Genomic DNA, 14,195 nt, shown 5'->3' with positions numbered 1-14,195 from the left:
TTCTATGTTTGTATAATTAATACAACTATATTTAATCGTTATTAAATATTAATTTAATTTTTATAGAATTATGGCATTTTTAGAAGGAACATTAGATGAAATTTATACTTATCTAGGACCAAGAACTTCAGATATTGTAACTCAATTGGCTTTTCCTTACCGCAAAAATAAATATGGAAATAGAGTTTCATGTGGTGAATTAAATGAAGATGGAGGGAAATGTAAAAAATACATAGGTTTACATGCTGCACATCTTAAAGGAAGAGAACGTAAAATATTAATTCAGGAAATATTAAATGATTTTGCAGAAAAAACTTCAAAGACAACTTATAAAATTGATTTAGATATTTTTGAAAAAAAATTCAAAGAAAAACATGAAAACTTTTTTGAAGTAATAAAATTTATGTGCCCAAAACATCATAAACAATATGATTTAAATAATAAAGTGAACGATTTAGATAATGTTGTATTATTAACTGATGATGAAATCTCTCTAAACCATATTATAAATACATATGAAACAAAATCAAAGTCAATCAAGCCTTACATAATTGCTTCAAATCCTTATCTGAATGACGAGAATTGTTCAATAGCTCGAATTTCAAAAGATAATTGGAATTTTAATCCTAAAATGAAAAATTTAAAAACAGATTATTTTTTACTATGTTATAATCAATATGATTTTAATGTTACCATCGTTAAAATAAAAGGAAATCAAATTAACATAGCTCCTAAGAAAAAAGATAAAAGTATAGTTAGTTTAAATATTCCTTATACTGATTCAGAGTTTACAGAAAAAAAATCGAAAGAAATATTAGAAATAATTAATATTTATAGCTTGAAACAATAAAAATAAACCCCAGCTAAGCTGGGGTTTTCTATTTATCATAAACAATTTTTTAACCACTATCATTATTTGATAGTACCAAGGTTATAAGTTTGCTTCATAATAATAAATAAACATATTATGAAGTTAAAATTTCATTATGAAGTCGAAACAATTTTCGATCAAAGCAAAGAAGAAGTAACGATCAATTCGTTTGAGAACGAAGATCCTTTAGTTGCTCGAAAAGATGCATTTTCTTTTTTAAGAAATTATATCAATATTCTAAAACAAGAAGGACAAGTTATTGTTAATACAAAAGAATCAAGCGTAAGAAATCATGCTCAATTTCGATATGATTCTCGAACACCAAACTTTGAGCATAATCTACAAGCTTATTTTGTTAGCCATTTGATTTTTAAAGATCCGAGATTAAACAATGGACTTAAAGTTTATCTTGTTATTGATAAATCTAATCATGAAAATATCAAAAATGATGAACGATTGTTAATTTATCAATTGGGTAATTATTCGAAACAATCTTTAGATGATATGTTGAACGGTTTGGCAAAAGAAGTTTATATTCATTCGATAGTTGATACTTGTATTCATCGAAATACTAAAGAAATTGATATTTCTGCCTTTTGGTATTTCATCAACAAAGAATCATTAGAATCTCGAATTATTTCTATTCTAAAAACTCCTATACATCTTGATTCTTCTTATTGGGGTAAATTATTTTCTGTTTTTAATTCTAAAAAAATATATCCTTTCAAACTAATTAAAGAACATTATTCTGGATATTATGAAGATGATTTTATCAAGTTAGAGAATTTTGATTTTAAGGAGGTTTTTAAAGATGCTTCTTCACTGTTCTATACTTCGGGTGGCTTGCTTGCTTTAAAAATTGATTCGTTAAATGATGAGAAAGAAACAACACAACTTCTAACTGAATTTAATACGTTTTTTACAAATATGTATTTTCATAAATCTTTAAAAAACATTGAGTATAAATTGATTAATTGTAAAAATAAAAAAGGTGAATTGTTCTTGTGTTTGTTGGTAGATCGTTATAAATCAAAAGATCATTTTATGTCCAAAATTCCGACCAAATTATATTATCGCGAAAACGGTTACAGAGAATGTATAACTGACGTAAACGAAATATTAATTTATTTAAATCAAAACTTCTAAAAAAAAATAAAACGATGTTATTAGATAAGACTGAACAAGAAATAAAAAAAATAAAGAGAAGAGTTCCAAAATGGTTTCGAGAAGGAGAAACTCAAATCAATAGTCTAATCCTTTTAAAATATTTAGAATTACACAAGGAAGGAAAACCAATTTCGAGAAATCGACTGAAATATGAATGTGAAAAACTTGTAAATTTTGATAGCAATTTTAATCAAATGGTAAATTTCGGTGAAAAAAATCACGCGAAAGTATTCCATATCATCAATGGAAAAGTTGTTTTATGGAAACCTGTTTCAGAATTCATTTTGTTTGAATATGAAAAGATTAAATAATTCTATTGATTTCTCAAAAGAGCATCTTTCAAAATTTCAGCAACTTCTAAACGTAAACTAACTGGCCTAATTACTTTTAAACTCCATGCTCGTGATATAATTTCCATTACAAAATCGGGCGTGGTTTTTAATTTTAAAGTTACACGAACACCATTTTCTATATTTTCAATAACTTGAGAATGATGAATAGGAAAACTATTGATATAATTTCCATCTCGTTGATCAAACTCCAATACAATTTCCTCTACTTCTTTATCTTCAGCGTCAAACATCGCAAATAAAGAATCATATTTAGCCTTAATTTCATCAATAGTATATTTTGGTGAGAAATTGATTCCAAAATAAGTAACAGCAGAAATTCGGTCAAAACCAAAAGCTCGCAAACCTTTATTCGACTGATGATCATTTCCAATAATATACCAGCGTTCTTTACTTTCTTTTATTACCAAAGGCTCAATAACACGTACTTCTGTCTCATTTGTGTCATATTTTGAATAACTAAATTGAATAACATGTTTGTTATTGATATGAGAAACAACATCGTTAATTTGATTTAAACCTAATGGTTTTCTGTCTGAAATTAAAAAAATATCAGGCAATGCATTCGCTTGCGTCAAAATAGAAAACATCTCATAATAATCTAAAGAAGACTCGAGCAAACCAACTTGATCCGAATCATCAACATAATATTGATATTTTTTATTACATTTTAAATCAATTCCTAATTCTTCTCTAATTTTTATTTTATCTCGATTAAACAGCTGTATATTATAAATTTCATCAGGAAACTGATTTTGTATATGAGATATAATATCCTTTTTAAGAGGAAATATTTCCTTAATATTACATTCATTAATGTATTGTACCAATCGAATTATACGAATTATAGGTATTGTTTTTCTCACAATCTAACCAATGAAGATATTAAAATAAATTACTTCAACAGCACATTATCTTCTAATTCTTGCTTCGAAATTTGAAAATGTTTATCAAATTCTTGCTCAAAAGATTCTAAATCCATTGTAATTTCCCAATCACCAAATTCATTTTCGAACAAATCAGTCATATGTTCTTTCAAATCTTCTAATTTTTGTTGAATAAATTCATTTTGCTGAATATCTTCTGCATTTTTCTTATCTAATACAACTTGTTGATTGATTTTTTTCAGAATCAAAGCATTGATAAACTCTTCGTGTGTATTCATAAAATCCTCAATCGTACCTGTAAATTGTGTCATTTTTCTAACTTTTTACCTAACATTTTTCGAGAATAAATATAGAACTATTTTATTAACAAACAATTAAATTTAAGATTTCTATAAATGAGTTTTAACATAAGAATTAACGTCTACTAATTATTGAAATTGGTTGTTTTGAGATAAATTTGAATCTATAAATATTGAATAAAATGGAAAACTTTAAACTATCAAACGGAATCGAAATTCCTGCAATCGGATTTGGAACATGGTTATTAGAAGGTGAAAAAGTTACAGAACCTCTAAAAATAGCACTAGCAAAAGGATATACACATATTGACACGGCAACAATTTACAAAAATGAAAAAGAAATTGGTGCTGTACTAAAAGCTGAAAATGTAGATCGTAGCAAATTATTTATTACGTCTAAATGTTGGAATACTGAGCGTGGATACGAAAAAGCAATGGCTGCATTTGAGCAAACTTTAGCTGATTTACAGACAGATTACTTGGATTTATATTTAATTCATTGGCCTGCAAATGAATCACAATTTCCTGATAATTGGGCAGAATTGAATGCCGGAACTTGGCGTGCTTTTGAGGAAATTTACAAATCTGGAAAAGCAAAAGCTATTGGTGTAAGTAATTTCAATATCAATCATTTGGAAGCTTTATTTGAAACGGCTGAAATCAAACCTATGGTTAATCAAATTGAGATTCATCCAGGTCATTCGCAACCAGAATTAGTGGATTTTTGTAAACAACACAATTTACTAGTACAAGCCTGGAGTCCATTGGGTTCTGGACGAATTTTGGAGAACGAATTAATTGTTTCTTTGGCAGATAAATACAATGTTTCGGTTGGTCAAATTTGTATTAATTATTGCTTGGCGAAAGAAATTTTACCACTTCCTCGCTCCTCTTCAGAAAAAAATATTGAAGCTAATTTGACTTCAAATAATTTTAAATTGAGTGCAGAAGATGTAAAAGCGATTGACGAAATGCCTGCTGACGGTTTTTCTGGATTGAATCCTTCAATGGTTGAATTTTAACAAGTTAAACGAATTCACTAAAATAAATTTTAAAAACCTCTGTTTTGCAGAGGTTTTTTCGTTTCAAATCTTTAAAAAATCAATACTTTTACTTTTTAAATGATAAAATAAAATTATTCGATATGAGCCAAAATCCTGAAAATCCATTCAAAACTTATTTTGATCAAACCCTTGAAAGATGTGGTTTTGATGAAGATTTGAAAGCTGGTATTTTATTTTTTTTAGGTGAAAGTATTATTGCTGCGAACACCAATCAATTGATGAATATGTTTGCGGAAGAAGGAAAGATTCAGCAAGAATTTCGTCGTTTGTTTACGTTGTATGCTACGCCAAATGCTGACATCAATCCTTTTGAAGCTTTAGACACAGCACCAATCAAGCAAATTATTTATACATACAACGAAATTTATGTCAATGTAATTAGAAAGAAATCATTTGATTTTGATAAAGTTATCAATGATAATTTAAAGTCTGAGTTTAAGTTAGATTTTATTAAAAAATTTGAAAATAAACAATATAAATTAGTTACAAATCATAATTTAAATACATCATTTTTCAAACAAATTGGAGCGTATCTTAATCAATTTGAATTGAGTTATGAGGATATTTATTTGGCTGGAATTAATTATTATCAAACAAATCAGAAAGTAGATTTTGAAGCAATAAATGTGTTGAATTTAAATATTATTGATAGTTTTTCACCGTTGTACACAACATTGTTTCATTATCCATTATTGTACACATATTATCCAGCAAATCTGAACGCAAACCATTTGTTTAGTTCAATTTTGCAGTTCCTTTATTTACATACCAACACAGATATTGCGAAACATGTACACGCTTTTCACAACCATATTTTTTATGAAAATAATCCGAGAAGAGTTCGTAAAGGTTGGGAATTCGAAGAGTTGGAACGTGGTGTTTTGATTTCGCAAACTTTCCACAATGCCTTGAACATTCGTAAATCTCCTATTTTCGGAACTCGTGCAGACTTTTTAGCTTCGGATAATTATTTATTAAATGAATTGAAAGATCAAAATATTCCGTTGGATAATTTTAAAGCCCTGATAACTAAAACGATTGAAGAATATTATGAAGCGGATATTGAAAAAGTAGTTGCAGGAAAACTAAATCATGCTGAATTTTTACAATTATTAGCGATAATTTTCTACGAAACTTCTGCTAATGCAATGATTATTAAATCATGGAAAAACTAACTATTAGTCAAGAAAATCGAATCAAATTAGAAGAACATTTTGGCGAACTTTTGCCAAGATTGCCTTTTGAAATGGTTTCATTTTATGAATCGAGTAATTCTTGGGAAGGACAAATTGAATATAATTTGAATTTGAAAACGGGAGAATTGACGTATAATACCATCGAAAATGTACAACATCAAATTGAAATTTCGCCTGAAATGATGCAACGCATCGAAAGTGAAATTATCTTGATGTTGGAAAATTTATAAATAAAAAATCTCCCTTTTGAGGAGATTTTTTATGATTATGGTCTTCTTCCTGTTATGATCCAATAGAGTATCGCAATAATTGCTAAAACGAGTAATATGTGGATAAAACTTCCTACTGCTTCTCCAAATCCAAAGTAACCTACAGCCCAAAGAATAATCAGAACGACTGCAGCAATTGAAATTAAGTTTCTCATAATCGTGTATTTTATTGGTTATGATACGCTTAAATCAATAATAATGCCTAAATAGAGATTCGAACTAAAACTATTTAGACTTTTCTTTGACTGAAAACAAATGTGAAATAATTTCTAAACGATCATGATCAAAAAGAGATAAATCGTCCAAATAGAATGGTGTAAAATGATAGGTTTCTTGATCTATAATACCAAATTCCTTCGAATTTTGCTCATAAACTACAAAACCTGTACGAATGAATGGTCTATTAGAAACACGATACATTACAATATCATTTGTGTATAATCGTCTATTTCTTCTATCTAAAATATCTACACCAATATCTATTGTGTCAAAAAGTAATGGATTTTGATGCCATTTAAATTCGTTGTACCCCTTAAAATAAGTTACACCACTCACTTCTTTTGCATATCCTTCAACTTTATTGTTGTTTCGTAAACGATAATGTTTCGACAAATTCATTTGGCAAATGTGCAATAAAATATTTTAAAATAGAAACAGACAATATTAAAAATAGATGTTTAAATTTAGCATTCGAAAACGACGACAAAAATGTATAAAGTATACCCGCAAAAAAGATATAACGAAACGTTGGCTTTATTAAAAAAATTTGCTACACCAACAGACAAGATTTTAGATTTAGGTGTAAAAAATCCTTTTACTGAAGTGATGATAGAGAACGGATTTGATGTAAAAAATACAAATGGTGACGATTTAGACTATTATTACAAGGATTTACAAAATTATGATGCTAACTTTGTAACAGCTTTAGAAATCTTAGAACATTTGGTTAATCCGATGGAAGTTTTGAGAAATTTACCAGGTAATAAATTATTAGCTTCTATTCCGATGCGTTTGTGGTTTTCGCCAGCTTACAGAAATCAGAATGATCCTCGCGATGTACATTATCACGAATTTGAAGATTGGCAATTTGATATGTTGATGGAAAAAGCTGGATGGGAAGTTATTCATCGTCACAAATGGACACATCCTGCCAAAAAATTAGGAATTAGACCTTTATTAAGAAGTATTACACCAAGATATTATGCCGTTTACGCAGAACGAAAAAAAGACTTTACTTACTAAATATACCATTGTTATACCCGCTCATAACGAAGAAGATTTTATAGCGGTAACACTAAATGCAATTGTAAATCAGACTATTTTACCTTATGAAGTTGTAGTCGTTAACGACCATTCAACTGATAAAACACAAGAAATTGTAGAAGAATTTTGTGCTAAATATTCGTTCATTAAGCTTCGTAATATTTTGTCTAAAAGCGAACATCAACCAGGAAGTAAAGTAATACAAGCTTTCCTAAAAGGTTATGAAATAATTGATCCTAATTATGATGTTATCGTAAAATTGGATGCAGATTTGGATATTCCTTCAAACTATTTTGAAACTATTTTGAAGCATTTTAATCAAGATGAATCAATTGCAATGGCTGGAGGTTTTGCTTATATTGAGAAGAATGGCGAATGGATTATTGAAAGTTTAACGGATAAAGATCATATTCGTGGAGCTTTCAAAGCTTACAGAAAATCTTGTTACGATAAAATCGGTGGTTTGCGTCCGCATATGGGCTGGGATACGGTAGACGAATTATTGTGTAAATATTATGGCTGGAAAGTTGTAACGGACGAATCTCTGCATCTAAAACATCTAAAACCTACAGGTGCTAGTTACAATAAATCTGCGTTATACAAGCAAGGTTCAGCTTATTATGCATTGGGTTATGGTTTTTGGATTACACTTATTGCAGGAACAAAATTAGCTTTACGTAAAAAGAAACCATCTTATGTTTTGTATTATTTGAAAGGTTTTTTTGAAGCTTCATCTAATCATACACCAAAAATGGTCAACAAAGAACAAGAGAAATTTATACGAAATTATCGTTGGTCAAAAATGAAACAAAAAATTACAGGATAAATGAAAAAACAGTTGTTGATCTATCTTTTTCTTTTCGCTTCGGTTATTGGTTTTGCTCAAAGTAAACTGATAACAGGATCTGTTTTGATTGATGAAGGAGCAGATATGACATCAACAAGTGCAGGAATTAGAGTCGAAAATTTACGCTCAGATTCGCGTACATACACCAATTATTCTGGATTTTACTCTATTCAAGCTAATATTGGAGATACAATTTTATTTGAAGCTGATTTCTTAGTTCCGCGCAAAATTGTCATCAATCAAGCTATTTACACCAAAGGATTTTTACAAGCTCATCTTAACATAGAAACCATAGAATTAGGAACAGCTGTTGTTGGAGATAAATTTGGGAAAAATGGACAACGAGATAGTAAAACGGATTTGTATGATCGAATTGGTTTAGATCAACGTTTGCGAGATTTAGAGCCAAAAAGAGATATAGCGAAGTTCAAACCAATGGATTTATTAAATCCTGTTCGATTAATTGGACACATGAATGGTTTTTATCGTGATCAGCGTCGCGTTCGAAATTATGAGACAAAAGCTTCTTTAATTCAAGAAGTTAAACATTACTATCCGCTTACATTTTATACAGAAGAATTGCATATACCTGAATATAAAATTGAAGAATTTCTTTATTACACAAGCGATCGCTATCCATTAAGAGAAAAAGTGATTGGTCGTCAATTTGAAACGATTATGATTGATTTAGAACCGTTTGCAAAACAATATTTGACAGAACTAAATCAAAATCTAAAACAATAAATCTTAAGAGAATTTTAAACTTTAGCCAACAAACGTTAACATATTCAACATTATTTTTTTAAGACTTATCTTCGTATCAGAAATAAATAAAAAAACAATTGAAATCATTCTTTACATTCGCGCTTATATTACTCTCACAATTTATTTTTGCACAAGAAAAATGGATTCAAGGAAATATTATTATTGATAATTCTGAAGATAATGCGGAAGGAATTTATGTAACCAATTTAAGAACAAAACATACTACAATCTCTAACTTTGCTGGTACATTTTTTATTCAAGCACAAGCAAACGACACACTAAAATTTCAGTCAGATTGGTATGAAAATAGAAATATCATTTTACGACAAAATCTATTTCAAAAACCAACAATTGTAGTTCATCTTGCGCCACAAGTTATTCAGTTAGGAACTGCAGTAATTGGACAAAAATTAACTGGAATTCTTGAAAAAGATGTAAAAAATGGTAAAAAGCAAGACGCAATTACCAAATTATATGCAAGTTTAGGAGTTAATCCTGATTTGAAACCAATCAAAGATACATCAGCTTTAAAGGCTGGTTTATTAGGAGGCGATATTTCGTTAACACGTTTAGATGTCGGAAGAATATTTGATGTTCTTTCTGGTAAAGCAAAACAGCGAAAAACTCTGATTGATTACGAAACGAGATATGATAAAATTACTAAAATCAAAAACTATTTTGGAGATGATTATTTTACAAATGATCTCAAAATTCCGAAGTTTAAGATTAGAGATTTTATCGATAGTGCTTTAAATAACACAGAAAATAATATACAATTGAATGATGTAAATTATTTTAAATTATTACAAATTTTTAACTCATATAGTAAAATTTATCTCGATTTTTTATATGGAAACAAACCCAACAACACCAAAGTAATAACAAAAGACATTATTAATAATTAAACAAAAAGAGAATATGTAAATTACTTATTCTCTTTTTATTATATAGCTTATATAAAGCTTTACTTTAATTAAATATATCGTATTCTTTCTTCTTCTAAATCAATTTGATGGATTTGTTGGCGAATGATTTCTTCGTTAATTTCGGAGTCTTTATTCAACTCATTCAGATAAGCTCTTTGTAACTCAAACATTTCTAACAACACCTTCTTTACATCATCATCCATCCAACGAATGTCTTGATTTTCGGCTTGTGTTTCCCAATGTTTTAACACACGTTCCATTCCAACATGTCCTACCCAATCCTTTTCATATTTATCTCTAATAAACTCGTACGAATATTGTTTTAGCCCTTTCTTTATCATCAAACGAGTTGCTTCTTCATCTTCTCCTTCTGGATTCAGATTATGAAAAGGTTTGAAACGCTTGATAATATAAGGTAAAGTCAATCCTTGGATCAAAAGCGTTAATAATATGACAATAAATGTAATAAAGAGAATTAAATTTCTGTGAGGAAAAGGTTCTCCACTTTCTAATTTAAGTGGTATTGCTAAAGCAGCAGCAAGTGACACAACTCCTCTCATGCCTGTCCATCCAAGTACAATTGGCGTCCATAATGTTCTTCTACTCAAATTCATTCGGTGAGCAACATTTCTTCTGAAAATTATGGTAGAGATCATTGCTACATACGAACTAATTATACGAGCCAATATTAAGATAAATGTAATCAAAACACCATATCCTATAGCTGTTTTTAATGATATACCAGAAGTACGAATACCATCAACAATTTCTGGTAATCCTAAACCAATTATCATGAAAACTATTCCGTTCAATAAAAACGAAAAACATTCCCAAAAACTTAGTCCTTTTAATCGACTTGTACTTGAGAGGAAACTCAAATTACGAGATGACATTAAAAGACCGCCGCTTACAACAGCTAAAACACCAGAACAATGCAATTCTTCTGCTATATAATACATCAAATAAGGTTCTATCAACGTTAAAACGATATCCGAAGACGCATCAGTTGCTAATCTTTTATGAAGTTGGATAAAAATCCATCCAATTAATAAACCAACACCAACTCCTCCTATTAACATCCAAAAAAAATCTCTCGTAGCATCATACCAAATAAATTGACCTGTACCAACTGCAACTAAAGCGAATCTAAAAATGATTAATGAAGAAGCGTCATTCAATAAACTTTCTCCTTCAAGAATAGCGGATGTAGATTTAGGAATATCAACAAATTTTGTAATTGCACCAGTACTAACAGCATCTGGGGGTGAAACAATTCCTCCTAAAACAAAACCAAGTGCAATACTAAATCCTGGAATAAAATGATTAGAAACGATGGCAACCAAAAAAGCAGTAAAGAAAACGACTAAAAAAGCGAAACTACCTATAATTCTCCACCATTTTTTCATTTCTTTAAGAGAAACACTCCATGAAGCTTCAAATAATAATGGTGGTAAAAAAATAAAAAAGATAAGATTTGGATCAATGTGTATGACAGGTAATCCAGGAATAAAACTTATTGCTAACCCTACTAAAACTAACAATATTGGATAAGCTATTCTAAGCTTTGTCGCCCAAATATTCAGCAATACAATTAAAACAATAATTGCAAGAAAAAAAGGTAAGTATTCGATCATAAAGAGTTGGTTCTGGTATAACAAAAATACATTATTTATGAAAAAAAATAATAGAAATAATTTAAATGAACATTTCTTATCTTTGAGTTAATAAAAAAATAAACTATGCCTTGGAATCCTGAAATATATAATCAATTCAAAACAATTCGTTATCAACCTTTTTATGATTTATCTGATTTAATTTCGGTTGATAATTTGAAAAATTGCATTGATGTTGGTTGTGGAACTGGTGAACAAACTGCTATTCTTGCCAATAAATTTGATCAAGCTAACTTTTTAGGAATTGACTCTTCCAAAGAAATGCTAGAAAAATCAAAAGAATTTGATTTTGCTAATCTTTCATTTCAGCAACAAACAATTGAAGAATTTTCAAATTCTGATACAAAATGGGATTTAATTTTTAGTAATGCAGCTTTACAATGGTCGGATAATCATAAGGAATTGTTTCCTAAATTAATCTCAAAACTGAGTGATAATGGACAATTTGCTGTACAAATGCCTTGTCAAAAAGAGAATGTGTTGAATGTTATTTTGAGTGATTTGGCACGAGAAAAACCTTTTGCGGATTATTTGAATGATTTTCATCTAGATTCTTCATTATTAACAATAGATGATTATGCAAAAATTATGTTTGATAATGGATTAAAAAATTTGAATATCAGTATGAAAGTTTATCCAATTTATGGAAATAATGAAATAGAGTTTTTTAATTTCATTTCTGGTTCTGCTTTGATTCCTTATATGGAGCGCTTAACGACAGAACAACAAGAATTATTTACTACAGAATTCAAAACGAGAATTAAGAAATATTATAAAACCTTTCCTGCACTTTATTCGTTTAAACGAATATTGTTATATGGGAGAAAAAGTTAAACAAAAAAGAGAATCATAATTGATTCTCCTTTTTATTTATTAAAACTTAATCTAAATCGTCTAATACCGATTTTAAGATATCGCAACCTTTGATAATATCTTCATCCGAAATATTAATAGGTGGTGTAATTCTTAAATTCTCGATGCTATACATCAAAAAGAAAAGAATCAAACCTCTGTTCATACATTCTTGCTGAACGCGCAACGTATATTCTGGCGATGACAACTCAGGAGCTAACATCAAACCTTTTCCGTGAATTTTCTTAATTTTTGGATGCTGAAGATTTTCTCTGAATAATTGTTCTTTACGATCAATATCATCCATCAATTTTTCATCTTCAATAACATTTAGTAGTTCCAAAGCCGCTGCTGCAATCACAGGATTTCCTCCGAAAGTTGTGATATGTCCCAATTGAGGATTTTGTTTCAACGAACTCATAATTTTATCAGAAGTCATAAACGCACCAACAGGCAAACCGCTCGCCATGCCTTTTCCCATTGCCACAATATCTGGCACAACTCCAAAATGCTCAAAACCAAACAATTTCCCTGTACGTCCAAAACCTGGCTGAATTTCATCCATAATCAATAATGCACCAACTTCTTCGCAACGTTTTTTCAACTTGATAAAGAAATCATTCTCAGGCAATCTAAAACCAGAAGCACCACGAATACTTTCTACAATAACACCAGCTGTTTCTTTGGTAATTTTTTGTAAATCTTCTTCATTATTAAAATCGATAAAATAAACTTCTGGTAGCAATGGTCGGAAAGCAGCTTTCTTACGTTCATCACCCGAGACACTCAACGAACCGTGTGTATTCCCATGATAGGCATTACGAAAAGAAATTAATTGACGACGACCTGTAAAACGTTTTGCTAATTTAAGCGAAGCTTCAATCGCTTCTGTTCCAGAATTCACCAAATAAACTTGATCCAATCCTTCTGGTGTTAAATCAACCAATCGCTTGCATAATTCAACTGGTTTTTCTTGCGCATATTCACCATAAACAGCGACATGCATATATTTGTTTACCTGATCTATAATTGCTTGATTGATACGCGGATGGCTATGTCCAAGCGTATTCACCGAAACGCCAGCTACAAAATCAAGATAGGCTCTTCCATCCTTTCCGTAGATATAAGAGCCTTTTGCGTAATCAACTTCAAAACCAGACGCAAAGTTTGTCGTTTGCGCTTGGTATTTAAAAAATCCTTCTTTTAATGTTTCCATTTTTATTTTAATAGTAAAAATACACCAACGCCACCTAAAGCATAAGCTGCAACAGTTAAAGCGTCTGATCTACCTTTTGAAAATTTTCTTATTTTTAAATCTGAAATGTCTTTCTGATGAAATTTCAATTCTTTTTCGGTTCCTTTTAATACAGCATACAATGTATCAGCTTTCCATTGTTTAGCCTCTATTGTATATTGTCTTCCTTCGAAATCAACTTTGTATAATTGATCGGGTTTAATAATATCAGTAATTTTAATAGTAGCAGGATCAATAGTCGATGTTGTCATTGTATTAACATTGTTACTTTGTTCTTTGCTTACATTTTGATTAGAAGAACCTCTTTGTCTCATTGCCTCAATCTCTGATCTAGTCAATCTTTTATTTTGAGTAATAGCAGTTTGTGTTTCATTTGATTTAGATAGTTCTGCAGCATATTCTTCTGCATCAAATGTTTTGTAAGTATAACAACTTGATAAAATTAAAGCAAATGCAAGTATGATAGAATGTGTTTTCATTAGTCATTTTAAAGGTTAACGATTAAATTTAA

18 protein-coding genes are annotated in these 14,195 nt (G+C 29.6%); 11 read left to right on the top strand and 7 right to left on the bottom strand.

Translation table 11 applies throughout. The features are described 5' to 3' along the window. Positions 1-70: 70 nt before the first annotated feature. From QHG34_RS00655 to QHG34_RS00645, 3 genes are all read left to right on the top strand, one after another. The gene (locus tag QHG34_RS00655) at positions 71-850 is read left to right on the top strand and encodes a hypothetical protein (protein ID WP_282628146.1); all 780 of its coding nucleotides are present in this window, start codon (positions 71-73) and stop codon (positions 848-850) included. 117 nt (positions 851-967) lie between these two features. Next, a complete protein-coding gene (locus tag QHG34_RS00650) occupies positions 968-2,017 on the top strand; it encodes a hypothetical protein (protein WP_282628145.1) in 1,050 nt (349 codons plus the stop codon). Positions 2,018-2,031: 14 nt separating this feature from the next. After that, positions 2,032-2,349, top strand: coding sequence for a hypothetical protein (locus QHG34_RS00645; protein ID WP_282628144.1), 318 nt, complete (start codon positions 2,032-2,034; stop codon positions 2,347-2,349). A 2-nt stretch (positions 2,350-2,351) separates the two neighbouring features. Here the strand turns inward: QHG34_RS00645 and QHG34_RS00640 are convergent, their stop codons facing one another. Next, the gene (locus QHG34_RS00640; protein WP_282628143.1) at positions 2,352-3,254 is read right to left on the bottom strand and encodes a WYL domain-containing protein; all 903 of its coding nucleotides are present in this window, start codon (positions 3,252-3,254) and stop codon (positions 2,352-2,354) included. 29 nt (positions 3,255-3,283) lie between these two features. Continuing rightward, a complete protein-coding gene (locus tag QHG34_RS00635) occupies positions 3,284-3,586 on the bottom strand; it encodes a hypothetical protein (RefSeq protein ID WP_282628142.1) in 303 nt (100 codons plus the stop codon). Between the two features lie 170 nt (positions 3,587-3,756). Between QHG34_RS00635 and QHG34_RS00630 the strand changes: the two genes are divergently transcribed. The 3 genes from QHG34_RS00630 (at position 3,757) to QHG34_RS00620 (ending at position 6,064) form a co-directional block, all read left to right on the top strand. Then, on the top strand, positions 3,757-4,596 hold the full coding sequence (locus QHG34_RS00630) for an aldo/keto reductase (protein ID WP_282628141.1): 840 nt from the start codon (positions 3,757-3,759) through the stop codon (positions 4,594-4,596). A 122-nt stretch (positions 4,597-4,718) separates the two neighbouring features. Then, positions 4,719-5,813 carry a hypothetical protein gene (locus tag QHG34_RS00625; protein WP_282628140.1) on the top strand — a complete coding sequence of 365 codons (1,095 nt, stop codon included), beginning with the start codon at positions 4,719-4,721 and terminating at the stop codon, positions 5,811-5,813. Then, complete coding sequence (locus tag QHG34_RS00620; RefSeq protein WP_282628139.1) at positions 5,801-6,064, top strand: hypothetical protein; 264 nt, start codon at positions 5,801-5,803, stop codon at positions 6,062-6,064. The genes QHG34_RS00625 and QHG34_RS00620 overlap by 13 nt, the downstream gene beginning before the upstream one ends. Positions 6,065-6,099: 35 nt before the next feature. Here the strand turns inward: QHG34_RS00620 and QHG34_RS00615 are convergent, their stop codons facing one another. After that, positions 6,100-6,258 (bottom strand): lmo0937 family membrane protein, encoded by a 159-nt coding sequence (locus tag QHG34_RS00615; RefSeq protein ID WP_282628138.1) that lies wholly within the window; start codon positions 6,256-6,258, stop codon positions 6,100-6,102. A gap of 70 nt (positions 6,259-6,328) precedes the next feature. Beyond that, the gene (locus QHG34_RS00610; RefSeq protein WP_282628137.1) at positions 6,329-6,721 is read right to left on the bottom strand and encodes a hypothetical protein; all 393 of its coding nucleotides are present in this window, start codon (positions 6,719-6,721) and stop codon (positions 6,329-6,331) included. A gap of 90 nt (positions 6,722-6,811) precedes the next feature. Here QHG34_RS00610 and QHG34_RS00605 point away from each other — a divergent pair, with 90 nt between their 5' ends. The 4 genes from QHG34_RS00605 (at position 6,812) to QHG34_RS00590 (ending at position 9,883) form a co-directional block, all read left to right on the top strand. Beyond that, positions 6,812-7,345 (top strand): class I SAM-dependent methyltransferase, encoded by a 534-nt coding sequence (locus QHG34_RS00605; RefSeq protein ID WP_282628136.1) that lies wholly within the window; start codon positions 6,812-6,814, stop codon positions 7,343-7,345. Then, positions 7,305-8,192, top strand: coding sequence for a glycosyltransferase (locus QHG34_RS00600; protein WP_282628135.1), 888 nt, complete (start codon positions 7,305-7,307; stop codon positions 8,190-8,192). Before QHG34_RS00605 ends, QHG34_RS00600 begins: the two co-directional genes overlap by 41 nt. Beyond that, positions 8,193-8,957 carry a hypothetical protein gene (locus QHG34_RS00595; protein WP_282628134.1) on the top strand — a complete coding sequence of 255 codons (765 nt, stop codon included), beginning with the start codon at positions 8,193-8,195 and terminating at the stop codon, positions 8,955-8,957. A gap of 98 nt (positions 8,958-9,055) precedes the next feature. Continuing rightward, positions 9,056-9,883 (top strand): hypothetical protein, encoded by an 828-nt coding sequence (locus QHG34_RS00590; RefSeq protein WP_282628133.1) that lies wholly within the window; start codon positions 9,056-9,058, stop codon positions 9,881-9,883. 68 nt (positions 9,884-9,951) lie between these two features. Here the strand turns inward: QHG34_RS00590 and QHG34_RS00585 are convergent, their stop codons facing one another. Further along, positions 9,952-11,538 (bottom strand): Na+/H+ antiporter, encoded by a 1,587-nt coding sequence (locus QHG34_RS00585; RefSeq protein WP_282628132.1) that lies wholly within the window; start codon positions 11,536-11,538, stop codon positions 9,952-9,954. 105 nt (positions 11,539-11,643) lie between these two features. Between QHG34_RS00585 and QHG34_RS00580 the strand changes: the two genes are divergently transcribed. After that, the gene (locus QHG34_RS00580) at positions 11,644-12,411 is read left to right on the top strand and encodes a methyltransferase domain-containing protein (RefSeq protein ID WP_282628131.1); all 768 of its coding nucleotides are present in this window, start codon (positions 11,644-11,646) and stop codon (positions 12,409-12,411) included. Between the two features lie 46 nt (positions 12,412-12,457). Here the strand turns inward: QHG34_RS00580 and QHG34_RS00575 are convergent, their stop codons facing one another. Together QHG34_RS00575 and QHG34_RS00570 are read right to left on the bottom strand one after the other, a co-directional pair. After that, positions 12,458-13,645 carry an aspartate aminotransferase family protein gene (locus QHG34_RS00575; protein WP_282628130.1) on the bottom strand — a complete coding sequence of 396 codons (1,188 nt, stop codon included), beginning with the start codon at positions 13,643-13,645 and terminating at the stop codon, positions 12,458-12,460. A gap of 2 nt (positions 13,646-13,647) precedes the next feature. Then, positions 13,648-14,163, bottom strand: a complete 516-nt coding sequence (locus QHG34_RS00570; RefSeq protein ID WP_282628129.1) for a hypothetical protein — start codon at positions 14,161-14,163, stop codon at positions 13,648-13,650. Positions 14,164-14,195: the final 32 nt, after the last annotated feature.

It is taken from the genome of Empedobacter sedimenti, assembly GCF_030005555.1.
In the GTDB taxonomy this organism is placed as follows: Bacteria; Bacteroidota; Bacteroidia; order Flavobacteriales; family Weeksellaceae; genus Empedobacter; species Empedobacter sedimenti.
The sequence above is the reverse complement of the archived record's forward strand: the minus strand, read 5'-3'. Positions and strand labels throughout refer to the sequence as shown.

Coding starts and splice junctions, on each gene's coding strand:
- QHG34_RS00625 (WP_282628140.1), top strand. CDS start 4,719: ATGAGCCAAAATCCTGAAAATCCATTCAAAACTTATTTTGATCAAACC.
- QHG34_RS00610 (WP_282628137.1), bottom strand. CDS start 6,721: ATGAATTTGTCGAAACATTATCGTTTACGAAACAACAATAAAGTTGAA.
- QHG34_RS00645 (WP_282628144.1), top strand. CDS start 2,032: ATGTTATTAGATAAGACTGAACAAGAAATAAAAAAAATAAAGAGAAGA.
- QHG34_RS00605 (WP_282628136.1), top strand. CDS start 6,812: ATGTATAAAGTATACCCGCAAAAAAGATATAACGAAACGTTGGCTTTA.
- QHG34_RS00595 (WP_282628134.1), top strand. CDS start 8,193: ATGAAAAAACAGTTGTTGATCTATCTTTTTCTTTTCGCTTCGGTTATT.
- QHG34_RS00615 (WP_282628138.1), bottom strand. CDS start 6,258: ATGAGAAACTTAATTTCAATTGCTGCAGTCGTTCTGATTATTCTTTGG.
- QHG34_RS00580 (WP_282628131.1), top strand. CDS start 11,644: ATGCCTTGGAATCCTGAAATATATAATCAATTCAAAACAATTCGTTAT.
- QHG34_RS00575 (WP_282628130.1), bottom strand. CDS start 13,645: ATGGAAACATTAAAAGAAGGATTTTTTAAATACCAAGCGCAAACGACA.
- QHG34_RS00635 (WP_282628142.1), bottom strand. CDS start 3,586: ATGACACAATTTACAGGTACGATTGAGGATTTTATGAATACACACGAA.
- QHG34_RS00600 (WP_282628135.1), top strand. CDS start 7,305: ATGCCGTTTACGCAGAACGAAAAAAAGACTTTACTTACTAAATATACC.
- QHG34_RS00570 (WP_282628129.1), bottom strand. CDS start 14,163: ATGAAAACACATTCTATCATACTTGCATTTGCTTTAATTTTATCAAGT.
- QHG34_RS00585 (WP_282628132.1), bottom strand. CDS start 11,538: ATGATCGAATACTTACCTTTTTTTCTTGCAATTATTGTTTTAATTGTA.
- QHG34_RS00620 (WP_282628139.1), top strand. CDS start 5,801: ATGGAAAAACTAACTATTAGTCAAGAAAATCGAATCAAATTAGAAGAA.
- QHG34_RS00630 (WP_282628141.1), top strand. CDS start 3,757: ATGGAAAACTTTAAACTATCAAACGGAATCGAAATTCCTGCAATCGGA.
- QHG34_RS00650 (WP_282628145.1), top strand. CDS start 968: ATGAAGTTAAAATTTCATTATGAAGTCGAAACAATTTTCGATCAAAGC.
- QHG34_RS00655 (WP_282628146.1), top strand. CDS start 71: ATGGCATTTTTAGAAGGAACATTAGATGAAATTTATACTTATCTAGGA.